26 protein-coding genes are annotated in these 20,682 nt (G+C 55.8%); 11 read left to right on the top strand and 15 right to left on the bottom strand.

The features are described 5' to 3' along the window. Nucleotides 1-12: 12 nt before the first annotated feature. From B7E11_RS23350 to B7E11_RS23340, 4 genes are all read right to left on the bottom strand, one after another. On the bottom strand, nt 13-828 hold the full coding sequence (locus B7E11_RS23350) for a hypothetical protein (RefSeq protein WP_080839348.1): 816 nt from the start codon (nt 826-828) through the stop codon (nt 13-15). A gap of 216 nt (nt 829-1,044) precedes the next feature. Then, nucleotides 1,045-2,079, bottom strand: a complete 1,035-nt coding sequence (locus tag B7E11_RS23345; protein WP_080839346.1) for an NADH:flavin oxidoreductase/NADH oxidase — start codon at nt 2,077-2,079, stop codon at nt 1,045-1,047. Nucleotides 2,080-2,247: 168 nt separating this feature from the next. Beyond that, a complete protein-coding gene (locus tag B7E11_RS30695) occupies nt 2,248-2,382 on the bottom strand; it encodes a hypothetical protein (RefSeq protein WP_275901479.1) in 135 nt (44 codons plus the stop codon). A 72-nt stretch (nt 2,383-2,454) separates the two neighbouring features. Then, nucleotides 2,455-3,348 carry an AraC family transcriptional regulator gene (locus B7E11_RS23340; RefSeq protein WP_338026310.1) on the bottom strand — a complete coding sequence of 298 codons (894 nt, stop codon included), beginning with the start codon at nt 3,346-3,348 and terminating at the stop codon, nt 2,455-2,457. Nucleotides 3,349-3,463: 115 nt separating this feature from the next. Here B7E11_RS23340 and B7E11_RS23335 point away from each other — a divergent pair, with 115 nt between their 5' ends. The 3 genes from B7E11_RS23335 to B7E11_RS23325 all read left to right on the top strand — a co-directional run bounded on the left by B7E11_RS23335 (nt 3,464) and on the right by B7E11_RS23325 (nt 6,693). Further along, complete coding sequence (locus B7E11_RS23335; protein WP_245809803.1) at nt 3,464-4,588, top strand: glycoside hydrolase family 88/105 protein; 1,125 nt, start codon at nt 3,464-3,466, stop codon at nt 4,586-4,588. A 202-nt stretch (nt 4,589-4,790) separates the two neighbouring features. After that, nucleotides 4,791-5,426: a TetR/AcrR family transcriptional regulator gene (locus B7E11_RS23330; RefSeq protein WP_080839344.1), complete on the top strand. Its 636-nt coding sequence runs from the start codon at nt 4,791-4,793 to the stop codon at nt 5,424-5,426. A gap of 13 nt (nt 5,427-5,439) precedes the next feature. Then, nucleotides 5,440-6,693 (top strand): MFS transporter, encoded by a 1,254-nt coding sequence (locus B7E11_RS23325; RefSeq protein WP_080839342.1) that lies wholly within the window; start codon nt 5,440-5,442, stop codon nt 6,691-6,693. Here B7E11_RS23325 and B7E11_RS23320 read toward each other — a convergent pair. After that, entirely contained in the window at nt 6,671-7,252 is a 582-nt protein-coding gene (locus B7E11_RS23320; RefSeq protein ID WP_080839340.1) for a TetR/AcrR family transcriptional regulator, read from the bottom strand. The two genes, B7E11_RS23325 and B7E11_RS23320, sit on opposite strands and share 23 nt — an antisense overlap. A gap of 39 nt (nt 7,253-7,291) precedes the next feature. Further along, entirely contained in the window at nt 7,292-8,077 is a 786-nt protein-coding gene (locus B7E11_RS23315; protein WP_080839338.1) for an alpha/beta fold hydrolase, read from the bottom strand. 107 nt (nt 8,078-8,184) lie between these two features. Between B7E11_RS23315 and B7E11_RS23310 the strand changes: the two genes are divergently transcribed. From B7E11_RS23310 to B7E11_RS29765, 7 genes are all read left to right on the top strand, one after another. Further along, nucleotides 8,185-8,892, top strand: coding sequence for a DsbA family oxidoreductase (locus B7E11_RS23310; protein WP_080839337.1), 708 nt, complete (start codon nt 8,185-8,187; stop codon nt 8,890-8,892). 236 nt (nt 8,893-9,128) lie between these two features. Then, a complete protein-coding gene (locus B7E11_RS23305; RefSeq protein WP_080839335.1) occupies nt 9,129-9,383 on the top strand; it encodes a spore gernimation protein GerQ in 255 nt (84 codons plus the stop codon). 5 nt (nt 9,384-9,388) lie between these two features. Continuing rightward, nucleotides 9,389-9,772 carry a spore coat protein gene (locus B7E11_RS23300; protein WP_080839334.1) on the top strand — a complete coding sequence of 128 codons (384 nt, stop codon included), beginning with the start codon at nt 9,389-9,391 and terminating at the stop codon, nt 9,770-9,772. Next, a complete protein-coding gene (locus tag B7E11_RS23295) occupies nt 9,769-10,905 on the top strand; it encodes a zinc-dependent alcohol dehydrogenase (RefSeq protein ID WP_080839332.1) in 1,137 nt (378 codons plus the stop codon). Before B7E11_RS23300 ends, B7E11_RS23295 begins: the two co-directional genes overlap by 4 nt. A 33-nt stretch (nt 10,906-10,938) precedes the next feature. Beyond that, on the top strand, nt 10,939-11,148 hold the full coding sequence (locus B7E11_RS23290) for a hypothetical protein (RefSeq protein WP_080839331.1): 210 nt from the start codon (nt 10,939-10,941) through the stop codon (nt 11,146-11,148). After that, nucleotides 11,145-11,438 (top strand): spore coat protein, encoded by a 294-nt coding sequence (locus B7E11_RS23285; protein ID WP_080839329.1) that lies wholly within the window; start codon nt 11,145-11,147, stop codon nt 11,436-11,438. Before B7E11_RS23290 ends, B7E11_RS23285 begins: the two co-directional genes overlap by 4 nt. A 104-nt stretch (nt 11,439-11,542) precedes the next feature. Continuing rightward, the gene (locus B7E11_RS29765) at nt 11,543-11,719 is read left to right on the top strand and encodes a hypothetical protein (protein ID WP_176220867.1); all 177 of its coding nucleotides are present in this window, start codon (nt 11,543-11,545) and stop codon (nt 11,717-11,719) included. Between the two features lie 118 nt (nt 11,720-11,837). On the opposite strand, the gene B7E11_RS23280 is transcribed toward B7E11_RS29765, so the two are convergent. The 6 genes from B7E11_RS23280 to B7E11_RS23255 all read right to left on the bottom strand — a co-directional run bounded on the left by B7E11_RS23280 (nt 11,838) and on the right by B7E11_RS23255 (nt 16,499). Then, nucleotides 11,838-12,971, bottom strand: coding sequence for a serine hydrolase domain-containing protein (locus tag B7E11_RS23280; RefSeq protein ID WP_080839328.1), 1,134 nt, complete (start codon nt 12,969-12,971; stop codon nt 11,838-11,840). Nucleotides 12,972-13,081: 110 nt separating this feature from the next. Beyond that, nucleotides 13,082-14,518 carry a DUF6179 domain-containing protein gene (locus tag B7E11_RS23275; protein WP_080839326.1) on the bottom strand — a complete coding sequence of 479 codons (1,437 nt, stop codon included), beginning with the start codon at nt 14,516-14,518 and terminating at the stop codon, nt 13,082-13,084. Further along, entirely contained in the window at nt 14,500-14,988 is a 489-nt protein-coding gene (locus B7E11_RS23270; protein WP_080839324.1) for a DUF6323 family protein, read from the bottom strand. The genes B7E11_RS23275 and B7E11_RS23270 overlap by 19 nt, the downstream gene beginning before the upstream one ends. Before the next feature lie 147 nt (nt 14,989-15,135). Next, nucleotides 15,136-15,543 (bottom strand): DUF6220 domain-containing protein, encoded by a 408-nt coding sequence (locus B7E11_RS29760; protein ID WP_080839323.1) that lies wholly within the window; start codon nt 15,541-15,543, stop codon nt 15,136-15,138. Beyond that, nucleotides 15,540-16,046, bottom strand: a complete 507-nt coding sequence (locus tag B7E11_RS23260) for a DUF6022 family protein (RefSeq protein WP_080839321.1) — start codon at nt 16,044-16,046, stop codon at nt 15,540-15,542. Before B7E11_RS23260 ends, B7E11_RS29760 begins: the two co-directional genes overlap by 4 nt. Nucleotides 16,047-16,064: 18 nt before the next feature. Further along, the gene (locus tag B7E11_RS23255; RefSeq protein WP_080839319.1) at nt 16,065-16,499 is read right to left on the bottom strand and encodes a DUF6526 family protein; all 435 of its coding nucleotides are present in this window, start codon (nt 16,497-16,499) and stop codon (nt 16,065-16,067) included. 161 nt (nt 16,500-16,660) lie between these two features. On the opposite strand from B7E11_RS23255, the gene B7E11_RS23250 reads away from it, so the two are divergent. Then, complete coding sequence (locus B7E11_RS23250; RefSeq protein WP_080840958.1) at nt 16,661-17,251, top strand: TetR/AcrR family transcriptional regulator; 591 nt, start codon at nt 16,661-16,663, stop codon at nt 17,249-17,251. Nucleotides 17,252-17,266: 15 nt separating this feature from the next. Here B7E11_RS23250 and B7E11_RS23245 read toward each other — a convergent pair whose 3' ends face one another. The 3 genes from B7E11_RS23245 to B7E11_RS23235 all read right to left on the bottom strand — a co-directional run bounded on the left by B7E11_RS23245 (nt 17,267) and on the right by B7E11_RS23235 (nt 20,396). Continuing rightward, a complete protein-coding gene (locus tag B7E11_RS23245) occupies nt 17,267-17,857 on the bottom strand; it encodes a TetR/AcrR family transcriptional regulator (protein ID WP_080839317.1) in 591 nt (196 codons plus the stop codon). Between the two features lie 143 nt (nt 17,858-18,000). Continuing rightward, the gene (locus B7E11_RS23240; protein ID WP_080839315.1) at nt 18,001-18,762 is read right to left on the bottom strand and encodes an SDR family oxidoreductase; all 762 of its coding nucleotides are present in this window, start codon (nt 18,760-18,762) and stop codon (nt 18,001-18,003) included. A gap of 155 nt (nt 18,763-18,917) precedes the next feature. Continuing rightward, complete coding sequence (locus B7E11_RS23235) at nt 18,918-20,396, bottom strand: Lsa family ABC-F type ribosomal protection protein (RefSeq protein ID WP_080839313.1); 1,479 nt, start codon at nt 20,394-20,396, stop codon at nt 18,918-18,920. Nucleotides 20,397-20,682: the final 286 nt, after the last annotated feature.

Raw genomic sequence — 20,682 nt, 5'->3', positions numbered from 1 at the left:
AACATTCCCCTTTTACCGAATTTGCGCGGCTGGCGGCAGCGAGGCTTCCTTGCGAGCTTCCGCCAACCGCCACGCGGCCGCCGTATAAACGATGCCGAAGACGACAGCCGCAAGTCCGCCCCAAAGGCCCCAGCTGCCGGGATGGTTCGGAATCGTGATCGCGGCGGCGCCCATGAACGCGTACGTGATGCCGACCACGATGCCAAGCGTGCGGGAGCCGTTTCGTCCGCTGGCCGACAAGTAACCGCCGTACAGCAAATTAAGCGAAAGAGCGGTGACTTCTCCCCAGCGGAACTGCTGCACCGGATCCTGGAATTGCTGCACGACGCCTATGACCATGACGGGGAGCAGCCCCAGAAGCGCGATGCCGTTCAACAGGAGCAGCGGCCGGTTCAGGACGACAGGCTCCGAAGGGCGGAAAATCTCCCGACGCTGGCCGTACGTGCCGTACAGAACCAGGAGCACGACGGCGAACATCACGAAGACGAACGCGCTTTGCAGCGCAAGCGACGGGTCGGTCGCCGTCAGCGTCCCGAGAAAAATAAAATGCCCGACAAAGTAAAAGCGCAGCAGGACCGGCTTGCTCTGCGGATTTTTGAGCAGGGCGAGCAGCGTCAGGCTGAACAGGATGCCGATCAGCGCCCCGTGAGCGGCGGCGTGAAACCGAATTTCGTCGGGAAGCGGCGAAGAGGCCATAAAGCCTTGAACCCACGGCTCCAACCCTTCGGATAACCCCTGCAGCATGAATAATCCCCCTGCCGCAAACACGACGACGAAAAAACGGAACAGCACGGGGAGAACCTTTCCCCCGCTTTTTTCTGCTTTCATCTTACAACTCCTCCTCTGAATTTTACAAGATCGTTCGTTCGTTTTAACGATACGAAATCGCGGTTCCCGAACGATAGAGGAGGTTTCCCGGGAATCCGGGAATCCGGGAAGCGGGGCGGGAAACCGCGCTTCGGTCCCGAAACGCAAATAAAGCCCTTACGCTTCCCGTCGGGGAAGCGAAAGGGCGAAAAGCTGCCGCTGCGAAAGTCCTCATGCTTATTTAAAATTCGGGAAGCCGCGCTCATACTGCTTGGACAGATCGATTTTTTTCCGCAGCGCGGCCGCGGCCTCCAGCGTCCAATAAGGATTTCTCAGCATCCCTCTTCCGACGGCCACCAGGTCCGCGTCTTCGTTCCCGATCACGGAATTCGCCAGCGCCGGTTCGTCAAGCCTTCCGACCGCAATGACCGGAACGTCAAGAGCTTGCCTGACGGCTCTGGCCAACGGCACCTGATAGGCGACGTGCGTTCCCGGCCGGCCATCCGCGGCGATCGGACCTTCTCCCCCGGCGCTGACATGGAACAGATCGACTCCCGCTTCCCGGTACTCCTTCGAAAAGGCAATGCTTTCCTTAATGCCGTATCCGCCTTCCACGTACTCGGCCGCGGAAATTCTCATGAGGAGCGGCATGCTTTCGGGCATTTCGCTTTTCGCGGCGCAAATGACTTCTTTTCCGAACTTCGTCAGCTCTTTTCCGTAATCGTCCGTTCTTTTATTGGTTAAAGGCGAATGAAATTGATGAATCAGGTAGCCGTGGGCTCCATGAAGCTCGACCGCGTCGACGCCGGCCTGAACGGCTCGGCGCACCGCCTGGCGGAATTTGTTCACCATCTCTTGCACTTCGCCGGCGGAAAGCGCCCTCGGCGTTTTCGAACGCTCGTCGAACGGAATCGCCGACGGCGCGACGGGTTCGTCCGCATCCTCGGCCTTGCGTCCCGCATGCGCGATTTGGATGCCTACTTTCGCTCCGTACCGATGGCAAGCTTCCACGATGCGGGCGATCGCGGGAACCTGATCGTCCGACCATAAGCCCAAATCGTAGTCCGTAATCCGGCCGTCGGGTTCGACGTCCGTCATTTCGAAAATGATCAAGCCGGCGCCGCCGATGGCCCGGCTGACATAATGCGTATAATGCCAGTCCGTCGCGATTCCGTCCTTTTCGAATACCGAATATTGGCACATCGGCGGCATCACGACGCGGTTTTTTAACGATAATCCCTTAAGCTGATACGGGGTAAATAAATCTTTCATGGCCTGAGCTCCTCTTTTGCGATATAGGCGACGCCGTTTTTCGATACTATATCAGGTTTCAGCGCGAAACAGAAGGCAACCGGAGCCGCCGAAGCAAAGGGCCGGCCGCCGGCTCCTTCCGCCGGGCCGGCCGTCCCCGATAACAGACACTTTACGCTCGGTAGCAAGCTACTTGTTGTTGAGATTCCTCAATACGGGCTTTGCCATTTCTTTGCGGTCCTTCCCGGCCTTCTCCTTTGCCGCCTCGCCGTTCGGATTGCCGGATTTAAAGCGGGCCGCATCCATTCCGTCCATAATGTTCATAAGAACACCTCCTTCGGAGGGTAGTATTCTGTGGCCGGAGGAAAATCATTCGAGGCCCATTTCGCGATTTGCTTATCGCCGCTCGGGCGGGACATGCCGCTTTCCTTTTCGGTAGAACAGCGGCGGGTACCCGGTTACCGACTTGAACACTCTCCCGAAATGCGTCACGCTGCCGAAGCCCACCTTGCGGGCAATCAGATTGACCTTCATGGAGGATTGCTCGAGCAGCTTCTTTGCCTCCTTGATTCGGACGCTGTTCACGTACTCCACGAACGTAAAGCCGGTCGCTTCCTTAAAGAAGCGGCTCAAATAATACGGACTGACGTAAAACGTCTCCGCCAGCTGTTCGAGCGAAAGCTCCAGCATGTAATGGCCGTTGATGTACCGGACAACCTCGGAAATTCGATCGTGCATGGGGCTCGGAGACGCCGGCGGCTCCGCGACGTTCTGGGCGATTTGGCGGCAGCAAACGATGAGCAGCTGAAGAACAAGCGTTTGCGCGTAAATCTCGAAGCCCGCTCTACGTTCCCGAACTTCCTGAACGATGCCGCGAGCAAGCGCCTCGACGGCATGCCGCTCGTGCGGAGGCGATTTGACGATGACGTACTCCCTCTCGAACAAGGGCCGCAAATGTTCCCTATAGGCGCCGTTGACCACGGCCATATCGCGCTCATGAAGATTGACGACCAGCCGTTCGTGCTCGGGCAAGCTCGCGTCGGTCGTCCGATGCAAAATATTCGGTGCGATGATGATGATATCGCCCTCGCTTACGTCCATTGTCCGATCCTGGATAAAAAATCGCCGCTCGCCGGACAGCAGACAGAAGATTTCGAACGTGCCGTGAAAATGATCGGCCGGCATATGGTGCCGCAGCGCCTTCCGGTAGGATACCGAGAAGGTTCCTTGGCCGTTATCGTAGTGAAGATCCCCCATCCCGTTTCCGCCTTTCCTCCGTTTCGTTTCCATTATACACTCGTCCTCATTTACCGCAAGATATAAGAAGTTTTCGCTGTTTCTCGCAAATAATGTACATTTTCCGATGCTACTATAGAGGTAAACCAATGTGGGAGGATGGATTGAAATGGAAAATTCAGCCGCGAATGCCGGGGCAATGCCGCTCGAAACGACGACCCCGATCGGCTGGGCGGAAAAAGCCTGCGAAGCGTTGATGGCCAAATACGAGCCGGAGCAGCTCCCGCCCGACCGGTTCCACTATCATCAGGGTGTTTTTCTGTCCGGCATGGAAAAATGCTGGCGTCTTACCGCGAACGATCGCTATTACGAGTATTTGAAACGATGGGTAGACAGCCAGGTTCTCGAAGACGGCAGCATCAAAAAGCACAAGCCCGACGAGCTGGACGATATCCAGCCGGGCGTGCTCCTCTTCAACCTGTACGAGAAGACGGGAGACGAGAAGTACAAAAAAGCGCTGTATCGGCTCGTGCCCTTGTTGAAAACATGGAAAACCAATCCTTCGGGCGGGTTCTGGCATACAGAGCATAGCCCGAATCAAATGTGGCTGGACGGACTGTACATGGCCGGTCCGATCGCCGTGCAGTTCGCCAAAACGTTCGGGGAACCCGAATATTTCGACATGATGACCTTCCAGGCGCTCCTCATGGCGAAGCATACGAAAGATCCCCGCACCGGCTTGCTGTACCACGGCTGGGACGAGACGAAGGCGGCCGTTTGGGCGGATCCGGTTACGGGTCTGGCGCCGGAGTTCTGGGGGCGGGCGATCGGCTGGTACCCCGTCGCCTTGCTGGAAATGTTCGAATACTTGCCCGAGGACCACAAGGACAAGCCGGCGCTGGTCGCCATTCTGCAAGACCTTCTCATCGCCCTGACGAAATTCCAGGATGCTTCCGGCTTATGGTACCAGGTCGTCGACAAAGGCGACCGCCCGGACAATTGGCTGGAAAATTCCTGCACCGCCTTGTACGTTCATGCCATTGCCAAAGCCGTGCGCTTCGGCTATCTGGATGCCAAGTATTTGCAGTATGCCTGGAAGGGCTATCAGGGCGTGATCGACACGCTGAAGTTCGACGAGAACGGCAACCTGGTCATCGGCCAGATATGTATCGGCACGGGCATCGGGGACTATGCCCACTATATCGCCCGTCCGACGAGCGAGAACGATTTGCACGGCGCCGGCGCCTTTACCCTCATGTGCGCGGAAATGAGCTTGGCGAAAAAAACGGTTTAAGCTTCCCCATCGTCCTGAAAATCCAGACCGCCCACAGTCGGCTTGCGCGCCGATGCGGGCGGTTTCGTTGTTGGGAAACGCGTTTCATGCTCGGGGCGCGAACGAGGGCAGATCGGAACTTCGTATTGCAAAATGAACCAAGTGTCATTATTATTAAAATGGCACTTAGTTCATTTTTTAATTGCGGAAAGGAATCGACGATATGTCTCCCAAACTGACGGATCAACGAAAAGAGCGGAGAAACCTGCAAATCCTCGATGCAGCGAAGCGCGTCTTTGCGGAAAAAGGCTACGGGGCGGCGACGTTGCAGGATATCATCGAGGAGACCGGCATGAGCCGGGGCTGGATCTATTTGTATTACAAGTCCAAGGATGAGATTTTCGAAATACTGTTGGATCATTTGGACGCAGAGCATGAACGGCATCTGAAGGAGCTTACGGAATCGTCGGCGTCCGTGTGGGAAACGGTTGCCGCGCTCTATTCCGAGCAGTTGGAGGAGCTTCTGCATTCTTCCCATGGCGGATTATTTTCGGCCTTCTATGAGTATTTCATGATCGGCTGGCGCGACGAAACGCGGCGGGGAACGCTTTTGAAGCGCTATGAAAAGGGAATCTCGCGTTTTGCGAATCTGCTCGAAGCCGGCGTCGAGCGCGGAGAGTTCTCGCCCGTCACGGACATCGCGCACGTCGCCAGGCTTGCCGCTTCCTTTCAGGAAGGCATCATGACCCATTCCATTGCCGTCGGTCCCGACAAGGCGGACGCCCGGATGCAGTTCGATGCCCTGTTGCGCTATTTGAAAAGCTTGCTTCAACCCGGCTGCGACCAAAACCGCATTTAAGGGAGAGGGCAAAATGAAGACGCTTCTTCGCAATCCGACATATCGCAAGCTGTTGCTTGCGACATTCGCATCTCAACTGGGAACGGTCGTCGGAAATATGGCGTTCGCCTACTATCTGATTGACAGATACAGCGAACGGCCGTCGCTGGCCGCCACGGCGGAATTAATGTACTCGCTTCCCACATTGGCGGTGTTCTGGATCGTCGGCGTCATCGCGGACAGGTTCGACCGGAAGCGCATCGCCGTCTGGAGCGACTGGATCCGGGCGGGGCTGACCTTGCTGTTGCTGCTGTTCGTTCATTTCGACCTGCTATTCCTTTGTTTTGCAACGCTATTTTTGCGCAGCGCGATCTCGAAATTTTTCACTCCTGCGGAAATGGGACTGCTGCAAGGCAGCATCGATCCGGACCGGTACGTCCAAGCGTCCGGCCTTAATCAGCTGGTCATGGGAATGTTCATGCTTTTTGGCATGAGCTTGGGCGCGGCGGCTTATCATTTCCTCGGCATTAAAGGGGCGATCATCGTCGACGGGCTCAGCTTCCTGTTCTCCGGTTTGCTGCTTGCCCGGGGCAAATTCCCCGAGCAGGCCCGCATGCCCAACGGAAGAAGTCGATTCCGCGAACTGCGGCTATCGATGGTCATGAAAGATTTCGGGCAAAGCCTTCGTTATTTGGCCAGCCATCGACTGCTGCTTCTCTTGGTCGGCGGTTTTCTGTTTTTCGGCATCGTGAACGGAGTCTTCGCCGTGCTTCCTATCTTCGCTATGAAATACAAGCTAAGTCCGGATTTTTACGTCGTTCACTCTTCGCTCCTTACGGTCTTTTTGGGCATCGGCTATCTTCTGGGCAGTATCCTGAGCCCGCGTCTGATCCATCGCTTCTCCAGAGCGCCGATCCTCATTTCCTGTCTGTTCGCATCCGGCCTGCTCATCGGGGGAATGGGCTGGGCCGGGCGAATCGAAGTTTATTTCCTTCTCGTGACGCTGGCGGGAATCGTCGTCGCTCCCGTCAATATCGCGCTTGGCAGTTGGATGCCGGAGCTTGTTTCCCCGCAACAAATGGGGCGCGTCAACGCATTGATCGAACCGGTCATGATGCTGGGCCATTCGCTGGCCTTGGGCGGCATCGCCCTCGCCTTCCCGGCCTGGATTTCCGTAACCTGGCTGCACTGCATCCTGGCCTTATGCACTTTAGCGGTCGGCTTCTTCTATTGGGCCGCGCTCCTTCCGTTGGCGCACAGAGGCGTCAGGAGCAGAAATCCCGGATAATCTGCTCCTTCACCTTCTCCATCGGATATCCCGGATAAACGGTCATCAACAGCATGACGCCGTGCAGCGCCGAGGAAAAGTACAAGGAACGCAGCTTGGCATTTTCCGCCCCCATTTGTTCGAATATGTTGGACTGGGTTTCGAATTGCTTCGCCATTTCCCGGTTTAACATTTCGCTGTATTTGGATACAACCGCGTCTTCTTCGGGCTGCGTCTGCAGATGCAGGATGAACCGGTACGCTCTCGGGTTGTTCGCGATATGGCTCAACGCTCCGTCGACGATTCGAGCGAGCTGCTCTTCCGGCGAAGAAAGCGCGGACGCCGCTTCAATGACTCCGGCAATCTCGTCTATCCGAATCCGAACAATTTCGGCCAGCAGCCCCTCTTTCCCCTGAAAATAATTGTAAAGCAGCCCCTTGGAGACGCCTGCCCTCTTGGCGATATCCTCGATGGAAGCGGAGTGGTATCCCTTTTCCAGGAACACTTCCATCGCTGCAGCGCTTATCGTACTTTTGGCCTGTTGGCGAATCCGTTCGTTCTGCTCCCGGCTGCGCGGCATGAATTTCACTCCTGTCCTTCGGTCACGACGATAGTTCCTTTATTTTAGAAAAGAACGGATATGCGTGGCAAGTTGTTCGGGATGCGTCAAGGTCAGCATATGGTCCGCGCCCTCCACCTTCGCGAAGGCGACGGCAGGGATGCGCTTGAATTGTTTGGCCACGCCTTCCATATCGCTCCACTCGACCGTTCCGCGAACGAACAGCGTCGGACACGCGATTCGCTCCAACCGTTCCAGGGCCGGCGGCTGCGGCCATACGACTTCGAAGCTTCTCCACTCCGTAATCACTCGGGTCATGTATAGCGTATGCATTTCGATCAGGAAATCGCGGTACTCGCTCGCCATGACCGTACGGTAGATCGGGCCTTTCAATGAATATTCAACCATTTTTCCGACGTCGGGCGCGAGCGAATTGACCGAGCCCATCCAATCCGTGAATTCTTTGGAGTAAGGATACCCGGTCAAGGACGGCGCGATTGCGATCAGCCGCTCCACCCTCTCCGGGTGAGAAAGCGCGAAATTGACGGCCAATTCGCCCCCGATCGAATGACCCGCCAGCGCAACCCGCTCCAGCTTCAAATGGTCGAGCAGCCGCAGCAAATCGGCCACGAGGTTCATCGGCTGCTGCGGAGCCGGGGAACGGCCAATGCCTCGGCCGTCAAAGGTTACGACGCGATATGACCTTGCCAGAAGCGGGACGATCTCCAGCCATTCCCTGGAATCGACGCCCCCGCTGTGAATGAGGACGATGGCCGGTCCGCTTCCGAAGCTATGGTATTCTAAATGCTCCTCTCCGAAGGTTAAATGGAATCGCTGCGTATTCATTTTAATTTATGACTGAACGTCCGGTCAATATAATCGTTACCTTTAGTTTATTGCTTTCATAATTTAAGTGCACTATAATGACTCTATCACGAACGAGGAGTGATCCCATGCAAATCGAAATCTGGTCGGACTTCGCCTGTCCGTTTTGCTATATCGGCAAACGCCGCTTCGAGAAGGCGCTTGAGCAGTTCCCGCACCGCGATCAAGTCGACGTCGTCTACCGCAGCTTCGAGCTCGATCCGGACACTCCGAAGGAGCTCCCGTACGATGTCCATGACATGCTGTCAAAGAAATACGGCATGAGCCGCAGTCAAGCGATCGCGAACAATGCCAACGTCGGGCATCAAGCCGCCGAAGAAGGACTCGATTTTCAGTTCGACCGAATCGCGCTGACCAATACGTTCGACGCCCACCGGCTGAGCCATTTCGCCGGAAAGCACGGCAAACGCGCGGAGGTGACGGAGCTGCTCTTCAAGGGATATTTCACAGATGGAAGCAACTTGAGCGATCGCGATTACCTTCTCGAGGTAGCCGCGGCCGCAGGGCTGGACAGGCAGGAAGCGGCCGCCGTGCTGGCCGGCAGCCAGTATGCCGACGAAGTGCGCAACGACGAGGAAACGGCCGGCCGGCTCGGCGTTCGGGGCGTTCCGTTTTACGTCATGAATCGCAAATACGGCGTATCCGGCGCGCAACCGCTGAGCGTATTCGTTTCGGCGCTGCAGCAAGCGTGGGACGACAGCCAAACGATTCAAGTTGTCGAATCCGCCGACGGGTCGGCCTGCACGGACGATTCCTGCGCGATCGACGGAAAGTAACACCACAAGCCCTCCGTGATGACGGCAAGCCCGCCTGCACTTATCGCAGGCGGGCTTTTTTGGGCCGCCCCCTCTGCTCTGCCCGTCGACGCCGATCAAGCTTGAAGCAGACGGACCCGAAATCAGCGGAGAGCTGGTCCAACGGCGGCATCAAGCATCCGATTGCCGGCCGGGTACGGTTATTTCTTGCAACCGCGGAAATAATATCATGGTTAAAAAATTCGGGAGGTGACGAGATGTCCGAGCCGCAACCTCTGGCCGCGCACGAATCGCTGGAAATTCACGAGATGCTCAATTTCAAGACGCTCTGCCTGGCCAAGTCGAAGCTGATGCAGGGGCTGGTGTTCGATCGGGATTTGAAAGCGCTGATGGAGAAGGACGTCCGGCAATCGCTGCAAGCTATCGAAGCCCTGAAAGCCGTCTATGCCCGGGCGCCGTTTCAAACGGCCGTTCCCGAGAACCGCCCTACCCCTATCCTGAACGGAAGGTGAACGACATGAACGACGATTACTTGGATCCGATCAACTCGCTTCACATGCCGGAGCTGGCGGATATGACCTTCGCGACCGATTTTCTGATACGCGCGAAAGAAGGCGTCCGCAACGCCGCCTTTGCCCTGACCGAAGCGGTCTCGCCCGATGCGCGGAAGGTTTTGCGGGAACAGCTGCGCCAGGGTTTGGCGCTTCATCGGGAGATTACGGATCTGATGGTAAGCAAAAAGTGGTTTCACCCCTACGAGCTTGGCGAGCAGTACAAGCTTGACCAATTATCGGCCCAAAATACGGTCATGGTCGGCCGAATGCGCCTGTATCCCGAAGATACCTCGCGAAAAGGCATGTTCGACCGTACGCCCGACTCGTCCGGAGGATTCGACGCATGAAAGCCGTAACGTATCAAGGCATCAAAAACGTCGTCGTAAAAGAAGTCCCGGATCCCGAAATCCGGAAGCCGGACGATATGATCGTGCGGCTGACCAGCACCGCCATATGCGGCTCCGACCTGCATTTGATTCACGGCATGATCCCGAACCTCGAGGAGAACTATATCATCGGGCATGAGCCGATGGGAATCGTCGAGGAAGTCGGTCCCGGCGTCACGAAGCTGAAAAAAGGCGATCGCGTAATCATTCCGTTCACGATCGCCTGCGGGGAATGCGTCTATTGCAAAAGCCAGCTGGAGAGCCAATGCGACAATGCCAACGATAACGGCGAAATGGGCGCCTATTTCGGCTATTCCGGCAACACCGGCGGTTATCCGGGCGGGCAAGCCGAATTCTTAAGGGTGCCGTTCGCGAACTTCACTCACTTCAAAATTCCCGAAAACTGCGAAGCGCCCGACGAGAAACTGACCCTCATCGCCGACGTGATGCCCACGGCGTTCTGGAGCGTCGACAACGCCGGAGTCAAAGACGGCGACACCGTTATCGTGCTCGGCTGCGGCCCGATCGGCCTGATGGTTCAGAAATTTTGCTGGCTGAAGGGCGCGAAACGCGTCATCGCGGTCGATTACGTCGATTATCGGCTGCAGCACGCGAAGCGGACCAATCAGGTGGAAATCGTCAATTTCGAACGGCAGAGCAACATCGGCGGTTACTTGAAGGAAATGACCAAGGGCGGAGCCGATGTCGTCATCGACGCCGTCGGGATGGACGGCAAGATGAGCGACATGGAGTTTTTGGCAAGCGGGCTGAAGCTGCAGGGCGGTTCGCTCGGCGCGCTGGTCATCGCTTCCCAAGCCGTCCGCAAAGGCGGGACCATTCAGGTTACCGGCGTATACGGCGGACGGTACAACGGCTTTCCGCTAGGCGACATCATGCAGCGAAACGTCAATATCCGTTCCGGACAAGCTCCCGTCATCCACTACATGCCGCATATGTATGAATTGGTCGCGACCGGCAAAGTCGATCCGGGCGATATCGTGACGCACGTACTCCCGCTTGGCGAAGCGAGACACGGGTACGAAATTTTCGATACGAAAACGGACAACTGCATTAAAGTCATTTTGAAGCCGTAGACCGGTTTAACTTTCGATTCGGAGGAACACGCCATGGAATACGCATTGCACGAAACGTTGGAGACTCACGAAATCGCCGCATTCAAAACCCTCTGCCTGACGAAATCCAAAACGATGCAAATGCTGGTGAGCGACCCGGAGCTCAAGCAGTTGATGCAGCTGGATGCGGAGATTTCGACCCGGCAGCTGCGGGAGCTTGGCGCGATTTTGACGAAGGCCGGCGGACGGGAGGCGAACGCATGAACCCGATCATCGAGTATTTGACCGGAATGAACAAGCTGACCGATCAGGTGATCGCGATGGATTTGCTCGTTTCCGCGAAGAGCGGCGTCCGGAACTATGCGATGGCCGTCACGGAATCGGTTTCGCCCGAGATCCGGGAAACGCTGGCCCGGCACCTCGAGGAAGCGGTCGACATGCACGAACGGATCGCGAATTACATGATCGAGCGAGGGTGGTACCATCCACGGGAAGTAAGCGAGCAACTGCAATTGGATTTGAAAAACGCCGATACCGCTCTTTCGCTTCCTTGAACGGCATGGACGGGATTCCCCTCTAAAAGAGTCCAAGCAAGCCGCCCTTTCATTGCATAAATTAGAGCCAAGCTGTTTAACCCTGAACAAGGAGCTTTTATGCAATGAAAAACAAGAAAAAAAAGAAGCCCTCTCAGGCTTCTTCCGGACAGATCGGCCGCAGAATCGACAGCCAATTCAACGAATTGGAATTGCTGGACGAACTGTACAAGAAAACGAAAGAACCGGCCGGAAAGGAAAATCAATCTTCGCTGTCTCCGCAACAAAACGACGAGCCTTAGTCACGGAACAAAGACACTCCTTCCAACGCGAGCTTGTCCCCGTTCGCGGTTTCGGCGGCTTTTTCGATTTCCGTTCGCGGGTACAAATATCGCTCCGGCGCTTTCGTCTCCGGCTCCCTTACAAGCAGGCATACACGATATTTTTCAAACGCGGGTGAACGTAGGTTTCCTGGTTGTTCAGCATGTGCTGCGCGTACATGACGGTAAGCTGCGAATCCGGATCGATAATCGCCAGGCAACCGGCCGCGCCGCTCCAGCCGAATTCGCCGAGCGGGCTCAAGCTACCGCTTTCGGCCCTGGAAATATGGGTACGCACGCCCAGACCGAACCCGTAGCCCGCAAGCTGCACCCAGGCGTAATCTTCGCGCATGCTTTCGGTCAAATGATCCGCGCGCATCAGGTCCACCGCCGCGGGCGACAATATGCGCGCGCCGTTCGGGCCCGTTCCCCGATTCGTCAGCGCGTTCAGGAACAGAACGTAGTCGCTGACGGTCGACAGGAGCCCCGCCCCGCCGCTTTCGAATTCCGTCCCGATCCGGAAATCGTTCCCGTCCTTCCGCGCGGGCTTGCCGAGGACGTCGTCGTAACGGTACTGCGGCGCCAGGCGGCTTCGCTGCTCCTCCGTCAGATCGAAGCCCGTGTCGTTCATCCCGAGCGGTCCGGTCACTTCCTCCCGGATATACTGGCTGAATCGCCTTCCGTCCACCGCCTCGACGAGAGCGGCGAGCACGTCGTGGCACAAGCTGTAGTTCCAGCGGGTGCCCGGCTCGAACAGCAGCGGCTCCTTCGCGAGCGCAGCGGCAAATTCGCGGGCGGGCACCTTGCCGCCGGTGCGTTCCGCGGCTTCCCGGAGCGATGGCGATCCGAGGTCATACGAGAACCCGGCCGTCATGGCAAACAGATCGCGGACCTTGATCGGATTCCTCGCCTTTTCCAGAACGGTCGCCCCGTTCGGCAGCGTCTTCCGGACCGTCATTTCGGCATATTCCGGCAAATAAGCCGACAAGGGATCGTTCAGCAGCATCGCTCCCTTTTCGACCAATTGCAGCGCGGCTGCGCAGGTCATGATTTTTGTCAACGAATACAAATGAATGATCCGCCGGTCGTCGATCGGCGTTTTCTGTTCCAGATCCGCATAACCGTTGCGATAGCGAAAAACCGTTTCGTTGCGGTGCATGACGAGCACCTCCGCCCACGGAATGCGCCAATTCGTGATCCGGTCGATAAATTGCGATAACGGTTTGAAATCCATCGATATCCCGTCCTTTGCGCAGGTCAGAAGTTTCCTTTTTCATTATTGGTCAGTTGCGCCGTCATGGCAATAGTTTTGTTTCGGAACGGAAGCCCGGCGTCTCGCGCTTGTTACCGGAAATCCATTTGCTCGAAATCCATCTCGTCCATCAGCCTCCCGACGGCCTGCTGCCGCTCCCTGCCCATCTCCCGCAAGCAGCCGGAAAATCGCATTTGCCACTCCATCGGATGCCCGTTCTCCCGCGACAGAATGGACGGCAAATCCGCGGATTCGTCCCGCAATTGTTCATAGAAAACGATTTTCGCAAGCAAAGCCAGCTCCATATCGCCGAACGCCCTAAAAAGGGCGTCATATTCGTCCCCGTACAGGCAGTCCGCTTCCAGCAAATCGAGATAATCGTAAAAAGAATGAAAGCTCGACATGATCAGCCCGACTTTCTCTTCCTTCGTCTCGACGCGCGTCAGCTCATGCAGCAATTTTCTCAGCCGGACATCGCTCATCCGGTCCTTCGCGTCAAATGAAAGGACGATGGGCTTGGCCTCCGTTGCTCTCCAAGTTATCGCGACGGTCCGCAAGCTGCCGTGCTTTGCGGCATTTGCCGTCCGCTGAACGAGGCCCTCCGAGCAGACCTCCATATAGGCCTGCAATTGCGCGTGAATCGGCAGCTGCTCCCGGAGTCTCGCCATCGCGCCGGTGAATACGGCTCGGATTTGCGATTCGGCCGCATTCCCGAATTGCCGTTCCAACCGCTCGAATTGATTTTCGGAAATCCGGATTTCGCCTGCCCTTCCTCCGGCCAGAACCGAAAATATCGCATTGCCCAGCACGAGCTCGAAAATATTAAACAGCTCGATCCGATAATCGCTTCTGCAGACTCTCCCGTAGTTGGACAGCAACTCCAGCAGCTCCCGGCGATCGAACATCGCGCAAAACTCGGTTTCCAGCTTCAACCGTTCCAAATACTGCTTGATGTAGAACACGCCCTGGAGCCGCATGTCGTCGATCGCCAGCGGATAATCGATGCTGGCCATCGTATTGTGGGCGTCGAAGAGAATGCCGTATTTTCGGAGGAAAACGGGCAGGGACTCGTCGATGGTCATGTTGTAGGCGTCGACCGGCACCTCCAGCTTGCGAGCGGCGATTTCCTTGTATAACCGCTTCGCCGTTTCCAGAGTTTGGCCGACTTTTTCCACGCCCCGATCGTAAATAAGGCGGGTGTCGGCCGTTTTGAGCATTTCGATCGCCGCCTCCGGCTCCTCAAAATCGGACAAATACGCGTCTGCCGCATACAGGACGGAGGTCAGGAGGCTTTCGGCCGTTTCCGTCGCGACCGTCGTGCTTTCGCCCCGGGTATATTTTAAAATCAGCTCCTGCAAAATCCGCATGAACGCGTACTGGATGCGTTTCGCTTCTTCGCCGTTCAACCGCCCCGTACGCAAGCCTTCGTTCAATAGAGACAGCGTGTACGCATTCCGCTGCAGACGGGATTTGCGGATGCCGCCGCGAACCGTCAGCTCGCGTCCTTCGCTCAAATTCCCGGCGTCCAATCGTCATCTCCCCCTTCAAAAACGGATTCGCCTGCCTGCAGCTCCCTCCGGAACCGTTCGGCAAACTCCTCGAGTCTGCTTCTCAACAATTCAAGGGCTCCCTCGCATTCATCTTCGAACATTTCCTTCATAAGGGACAAAAGTTTCCTGTCGCCGATTCGGTCCTCCGTCTCGTTTTTCAACCAATAATAAACTTCTTGCAGCTCGTTCAACGTTTCGGCGTACTCTTCCTGCCGGATGAGCGAAGACGACGAGAAAAGCTCGATGAGCTCCTTGGCGGCTTCGATCCCCAACTCCACCCTTCCATAGCCGGACAACGCCCGGTTTCTCGCTTCCAGCATCGATTTAACGTCCTCCGGGGCGAGCGTTAGGCCGTATGTCTTCGTTGTCTCGTTCATTTCCAGCAATTCGTTCATTTCTTGCTCCTGCACGGACGCGATCAAGGAGTGGAATAGGCGGGACAGCTGCATGCGGCTAGCCTCCTTTTCGTGATGCTAAATTTAATCCTTGACAAAACAACTGCTTTGTGTTATAATATTTAATTAAATTCGATCAAAACAGTTTAAAACAAAACCTCCGTCCCTGTCAATGGGATCGGAGGATTTTTTCAGCTCTTGTTAAAATTCCCCAAGTCTGTTGGTCACGATTCCGGCCGGATCTTGCCGGATAATGCCCGACCTGCGAATGGCCGCCATGCAGCTCCAGAACAGGAACAGGGCGTTCACGGGATGGAGCGCGGAAAGCGCGCCGATACGCGAGGACAAGATCGCGGTCAGGAATAAGGCGATCACGATGCCGAACAGGCCAAGGCTTCTCCAAGCCAGTTCCTTCGGCAAGCGGCCCGTCCATGCGGCAAGGAGCATCAGCAGCGGAAGGAATGCGAAATATCGGGCAAAATCCGCGTGACGGCTCCAATGGGCAGGATCGGCGAAAAGCGCAAGCCCGGCCAACAAAACCTGTACCGCAATACTTGCCGCGAACAGCCAGGCGAAACCGATATAGGTTAATCGAGCCAGGTTACTCACGGTTTGCCCCCTCCCATCTCGGCAAAGCCGTCATCATCGTCTGGCGGAGGAAGCAGGATGGATCGGCCGATCGCGGCGGGCTCCGTTTCGCGAATCGGATAGATGCGCGGAGCCCGGGGAAGACGCAAGCGGGTATGATCGTGAAAAATTCGGGTGACCAACGCGCCTAGCGCCATCCCCTCCGCATCGTGCATCACGCTCCAGAAGCGTCTTTCGCGGTTTTCCGGCGCGCCCCAATGCTCTTCGGAATGAGGAAACGATCCCGGAAGTCTCGGACTCGGGACCAGTTTTGCCTCCCGACATTCGCTCATCAAGGGATTGAACAGCTTCATGCAGTACGCGCCGTAAGCGGAGTCTCCTCCCTTGGCATATGCGCGTTCGAATTCCGGCAGATTTCGCCGCCATATTTCTTCCCATTCGCGATCGATGCATCGTTGAAAATAAGCCGCAATCGCTTCGATCGCCCCCCCTTCGATCCCGATCGTTTCCGATAAACTCGTCATCGAACTTCCCTCCTTCGCTTATACGCGGTCATAGTCGGCTTTCCAATTCAGGACGGATCGCTTGATCGCATCCGGCGAAAGATTCTCTTTGAACGCCCTCTCGCACAGGGACGCAAATTCCTCTTCCGAAGCGAATCGCAGCGCGATAATTTGCTGCATCGTAAGCCGGGGGTCCAGCAGTTTGCCCGTTTGCACGAAGTGACGCAAATTTTGTTCCGCCCGGATGGCACGATCCTGCACTTTGCAAGCAAAAGATCGAGCCACGATCATCGTCATGACGGCGATAAGCGCCAGAACGGCTGCCATAAGCGCGAAAGTCAGCTTGTTCGCATCGCCGATCGACAGGAATAACAAAACGATCGAGGCGGCGAACGCGGCAAAACCGAGCGGCACCAGCACGAAATGAAAGGCGGGCATAAATCGGGTGTGATTCGCATAGCTCTGATTTTTCATAAAATCGCTCCTTATTCAGTTTGGGTGAGCACTCACTCATTTTGTTGTTTAAAAATAGCGCCTTTCCGTCAATCGCTTCATCTTGACATTCGGGTGAGCGCTCACTCATAATGAGCTTATACGGCAATTTTGCCGTTGTCAAGATCGTCGAGGTGAAAAAAATGGATTTTCGCGAAAAAATAGGCGCCGCCGCCGAACGCGTCATTCGCGAGCACGGGCTCGCCAAAACGACGACCAAACAAATCGCCAAAGCGGCGGGCTGCTCCGAAGGCTCTTTGTACAACTATTTCCGGGCCAAAGAGGACCTTTTCCTCCATGTGGTTCGCAATCAGCTTACGAATTTCATGGGCGTGCTGACCCGGCTTCCCGACCGAATCGGAAAAGGGTCCGTACAGGACAACCTGGAGGAAGTCGCCGCTGCCGGACTGGCCGATTTCCTTCATTCGATGCCGCTCCTTTGTTCCGTATTCTCGGAGACGTCGCTCTTGGACCGCCTCCGGGAAGGAATGACGGAACGGAACGAAGGACCACACCGGGCGAATGAGGCACTGGCTGCCTACTTGAGCGGCGAGCAGCGGCTGGGACGAATCCGCGCGGGCGTCGACCCGAAAGCGGCGGCCGATCTGCTGCTGGGCAGCTGTTTTCAACATGCGTTTCAGCTGCGTTTCATGGGCATGGAAAAATCGGAAGAAGAGCGGCGGCAGTACGTTCGCATGCGGGTGCGCGAGTTGACGCACGGAATCGAAGCCTAAGCGCAGCAATCCGCTTTAGGATAGGTCATCCTGTGAAGCGCCGGCTTGGCTCGCCGATCTTAATAAAAACGTAAGCTGCTCGTTCATATATTCCGGGCTGCGCGCAAAGCCGTCCTCGCTCCATTGAATGAGCAGTCCCATGATGGCGTTGGCCTGGTAGGCGATCACCAACGCGAGATCTTTTTCGTCCGTTTCATGGAACGAATTGCTTTCCCGCATCAAGCCCTTTATTTTCTCGAACAAAGAGTAGTAATACGACAGCGTGGATTTTTTATCGAATACGATTTCGTAAAACGGCTGGTATTTCTTCACATGATGGAAAATGCGAATTGTGGAGGGGTCGAGAGCCCTCGGAATCAAGCGGGAGACGTGCCGGTACGGCTCGTAATACGATTCCTCCAAATCTTTCAGCAAGTGCTTCAGATGCTCGTCAAACAGCGCCCCGACATCCGGATAGTGGAGGTAAAAGGTGCCCCTGTTCACTTTCGCCTCGCGGCAAAGGGCCGACACGGAAATCGACTCCAGCGCCTTCGATCGAAGCAGCGTCAGGAGAGCTTGATGCAGCGCTTTTTTCGTTTTGATGACTCTTAAATCGTTTTCATTCATCGTTTTATGCAACTCCCTGCCGGAACAATCGTTGCATGGTATTATAAATCGTTACGGGCAAAATGTAAAAAGGCTGCGGGCAGCTTGTCCGCCCGCAGCCTTGATTTGTTAAAAAAATCCCTCTTGCGCCGTCTCCCCTTGCGTCAGAAGCCCGCGGTCCAGCCCGCATCCGCGGTAATGACCGCCCCGTTCACGAAGCTCGATTCGTCGGACGCCAGGAACAACGCCACTTGCGCGATTTCCTCCGGCTGGCCGGCGCGCGGAATGACGCCTTGGGTCACCTTCGTGCGCGAAGCGCCGAACTCGTCCCAATTCGACATGGATGCCGAAATGTTCGTAATCGTCGCCCCCGGCGCGATCGCGTTGCAGCGGATGCCTTTTTGCGCGTACATGAAACCGGTGTTTTTCGTGATGCCGATGACGGCATGCTTGGAGGCCGTATAGGCAACGCCCGCGTGAGCGCCGCTGAAGCCGCCCGTCGAAGCCGTATTGACGATGACGCCTTTTCCTTTTTCGAGAAAAATCGGAATCGCTTTGCGGATCGCGCGCATGACGCCTTTCGTGTTGACGTCGAAAACCAGGTCCCACTTCTCGTCGTTCACGTCTCCGGCCGCCGCCATATTGTCCATAATGCCGGCATTGTTGACGAGAATGTCGAGCGTGCCGAATTCGTTGACGGCCGTATCGATCATGGCGTTAATATCTTCCAGTTTCCCGACGTTCGTTTTTATCGCGATCGCTTCGCCGCCGTTCGCTCTGATTCCGGATGCAACCGCTTCCGCACCTTCGAGATTAAGGTCGGAAACGACGACTTTGGCTCCCTCTTTCGCGTACAGCTCCGCAATCGCCTTGCCCATGCCCGATGCCGCGCCCGTTACAACCGCTACTTTTCCTTCCAAACGCATAACGATCCCTCCCCGAATTTTATTATACAGTTGTTCAATTAAATTATAGAAAAGAGAACGAGACTTTGTCAATTGACGATCCTGTTAACTTCTCACTAACAAAAGCTCCCCGCCCAAGGCGGAGAGCTTGATTATTTGTCAAATGATACGGTTTTTTAAAGTTCGATCGTTCGGGTTGCGGTATTTCGGCAAAACTCGCGGTCGTGCTCCACGAACAGCAGGGTCGGCCCGTAGTCGAGCAGCAGCTCTTCGATTTGCATGCGGGAGATGACGTCGATGAAATTCAGCGGTTCGTCCCAAACGTGCAGATGGGCGCGTTCGCAAAGACTTCTCGCGATCAGCACCTTTTTTTTCTGGCCGCCGCTGAAGGACGACATGTCTTTTTCGAATTGAACGCGAGCAAAATCCAGTTTGCGCAGAATCGACTTGAACAGACTCTCGTCGATCCCGTATTCTCTTGCGTAATCGGCAAGATTGCCTTTCAAGTCCGACGTATCCTGCGACACGTACGAAATTTTCAGCTGGCTCCCTCGCCGGAACGTACCGTCATACGCCAGGTCTTCGCCGCAAATCAGCTTGAGAAGGCTGGATTTTCCGGAGCCGTTTCGGCCTGACAGGGCGATTCGCTCGCCCTGCTCGATCGTAAAGCTGACATCGGAGCAAACGATCTTCTTGCCGTAACGAATCGACAGGCGGTCGAGCTCGACAAGCCGGCTTTTAGGGTACGCGAGCTGGGCAATCTTGAGGCTCTCGGAGGACTCTACGTTTTTAAGCAGCTTGGACTTTTCTTCGATCGCGGATTGCTGCCGGTGCTCCAGCGATTTCGATCGCTTCATCATTTTGGCGGCCTTGTGGCCGATATAGCCTTTGTCCGGCCGCAAGCCGCCGTTTCTTGTGCCGTTTTTCGTCTTTTCCACCGCGTCGGACCAATCGCTCGTGCGTCTCGCGGCCTCCGAAAGGCGTTTGATGTCTTTTTTCAGCTTTTCGTTTTCGGCGAGTTCGAACCGGTCCTGCCTTTGCTTATTTTCCCACCAGTCCGTAAAATTGCCCTTTTGAATGTCGATGTCGGTCTTGTTGATAGACAGGATGTGATCGACGCAATGATCGAGAAAGAAGCGATCGTGGGACACCAGAATAAAGCCGCGCTTGGCGTCGAGGTAATCGCCGACGAGCTTTCTGGCCTCCATATCCAGATGGTTGGTCGGCTCGTCGATGAGCAAAAAGCTGTTTTCTTTCAGGAACAAAGCCGCCAGCAGCACCTTCGTCTGCTCCCCGTTGGAAAGCGTATTGAAGGGCCGGTACAACACGTCCTCGGAAACCTTAAGCAGCGAAAGCTCGCGCATCAATTCCCAGTGGACGTAATCCGGGTAAACGTCGCCGATGACATCGATCGTCAGGTTGTCCTTATTGGCGACCGGATACGGGAAGTATTCGAAATCGACGCTTGCGGAAATGCTCCCGCCATACTCGTATTTGCCGAGCAGAAGGTTCAGGAACGTCGTCTTGCCTCTGCCGTTTCTCCCCGTGAATCCGAGCTTCCAGTCCGTATCGATCTGAAAGCTGACGTTTTCGAAAATGTTGTCGTAGCTGCCTTCGTAAGCAAATGTCAGGTTCGAAACCTGGATCAATGACATATAAATCGACCTCCGTTCGCGCAATTCAAAAAGCCGCAAGAAAGTTGCCTTTCTTACGGCTCAAATGGATGCAGCGAACCCGTCTGTCCCGAGGGGACCGGCGGAGGATCGACGCGATTGAGCGAAAAGAATAAGCAACCTTCTTGCATGACACGATAAAACGACGCTTCGCATGGCGCTAAGGCGTGTTCTTCGATCCGCAAGAAAAATCACATTATTCTCTTCAGCTCCCGTCGTTCAAATTAGGTACATCATACCATGCTCCGCGTTCGGGGGCAAGATCTTG

The sequence above is a fragment of the Cohnella massiliensis genome (genome assembly GCF_900169535.1).
Lineage (GTDB): Bacteria > Bacillota > Bacilli > Paenibacillales > Paenibacillaceae > Cohnella > Cohnella algarum.
The sequence above is the reverse complement of the archived record's forward strand: the minus strand, read 5'-3'. Positions and strand labels throughout refer to the sequence as shown.

Excerpts from the sequence above, each read along its gene's own strand:
- B7E11_RS23350 (WP_080839348.1), bottom strand. The coding sequence starts at position 828 with ATGAAAGCAGAAAAAAGCGGGGGAAAGGTTCTCCCCGTGCTGTTCCGT.
- B7E11_RS23345 (WP_080839346.1), bottom strand. The coding sequence starts at position 2,079 with ATGAAAGATTTATTTACCCCGTATCAGCTTAAGGGATTATCGTTAAAA.
- B7E11_RS30695 (WP_275901479.1), bottom strand. The coding sequence starts at position 2,382 with ATGAACATTATGGACGGAATGGATGCGGCCCGCTTTAAATCCGGCAAT.
- B7E11_RS23340 (WP_338026310.1), bottom strand. The coding sequence starts at position 3,348 with ATGGAAACGAAACGGAGGAAAGGCGGAAACGGGATGGGGGATCTTCAC.
- B7E11_RS23335 (WP_245809803.1), top strand. The coding sequence starts at position 3,464 with ATGGAAAATTCAGCCGCGAATGCCGGGGCAATGCCGCTCGAAACGACG.
- B7E11_RS23330 (WP_080839344.1), top strand. The coding sequence starts at position 4,791 with ATGTCTCCCAAACTGACGGATCAACGAAAAGAGCGGAGAAACCTGCAA.
- B7E11_RS23325 (WP_080839342.1), top strand. The coding sequence starts at position 5,440 with ATGAAGACGCTTCTTCGCAATCCGACATATCGCAAGCTGTTGCTTGCG.
- B7E11_RS23320 (WP_080839340.1), bottom strand. The coding sequence starts at position 7,252 with ATGCCGCGCAGCCGGGAGCAGAACGAACGGATTCGCCAACAGGCCAAA.
- B7E11_RS23315 (WP_080839338.1), bottom strand. The coding sequence starts at position 8,077 with ATGAATACGCAGCGATTCCATTTAACCTTCGGAGAGGAGCATTTAGAA.
- B7E11_RS23310 (WP_080839337.1), top strand. The coding sequence starts at position 8,185 with ATGCAAATCGAAATCTGGTCGGACTTCGCCTGTCCGTTTTGCTATATC.
- B7E11_RS23305 (WP_080839335.1), top strand. The coding sequence starts at position 9,129 with ATGTCCGAGCCGCAACCTCTGGCCGCGCACGAATCGCTGGAAATTCAC.
- B7E11_RS23300 (WP_080839334.1), top strand. The coding sequence starts at position 9,389 with ATGAACGACGATTACTTGGATCCGATCAACTCGCTTCACATGCCGGAG.
- B7E11_RS23295 (WP_080839332.1), top strand. The coding sequence starts at position 9,769 with ATGAAAGCCGTAACGTATCAAGGCATCAAAAACGTCGTCGTAAAAGAA.
- B7E11_RS23290 (WP_080839331.1), top strand. The coding sequence starts at position 10,939 with ATGGAATACGCATTGCACGAAACGTTGGAGACTCACGAAATCGCCGCA.
- B7E11_RS23285 (WP_080839329.1), top strand. The coding sequence starts at position 11,145 with ATGAACCCGATCATCGAGTATTTGACCGGAATGAACAAGCTGACCGAT.
- B7E11_RS29765 (WP_176220867.1), top strand. The coding sequence starts at position 11,543 with ATGAAAAACAAGAAAAAAAAGAAGCCCTCTCAGGCTTCTTCCGGACAG.
- B7E11_RS23280 (WP_080839328.1), bottom strand. The coding sequence starts at position 12,971 with ATGGATTTCAAACCGTTATCGCAATTTATCGACCGGATCACGAATTGG.
- B7E11_RS23270 (WP_080839324.1), bottom strand. The coding sequence starts at position 14,988 with ATGCAGCTGTCCCGCCTATTCCACTCCTTGATCGCGTCCGTGCAGGAG.
- B7E11_RS23260 (WP_080839321.1), bottom strand. The coding sequence starts at position 16,046 with ATGACGAGTTTATCGGAAACGATCGGGATCGAAGGGGGGGCGATCGAA.
- B7E11_RS23255 (WP_080839319.1), bottom strand. The coding sequence starts at position 16,499 with ATGAAAAATCAGAGCTATGCGAATCACACCCGATTTATGCCCGCCTTT.
- B7E11_RS23250 (WP_080840958.1), top strand. The coding sequence starts at position 16,661 with ATGGATTTTCGCGAAAAAATAGGCGCCGCCGCCGAACGCGTCATTCGC.
- B7E11_RS23245 (WP_080839317.1), bottom strand. The coding sequence starts at position 17,857 with ATGAATGAAAACGATTTAAGAGTCATCAAAACGAAAAAAGCGCTGCAT.
- B7E11_RS23240 (WP_080839315.1), bottom strand. The coding sequence starts at position 18,762 with ATGCGTTTGGAAGGAAAAGTAGCGGTTGTAACGGGCGCGGCATCGGGC.
- B7E11_RS23235 (WP_080839313.1), bottom strand. The coding sequence starts at position 20,396 with ATGTCATTGATCCAGGTTTCGAACCTGACATTTGCTTACGAAGGCAGC.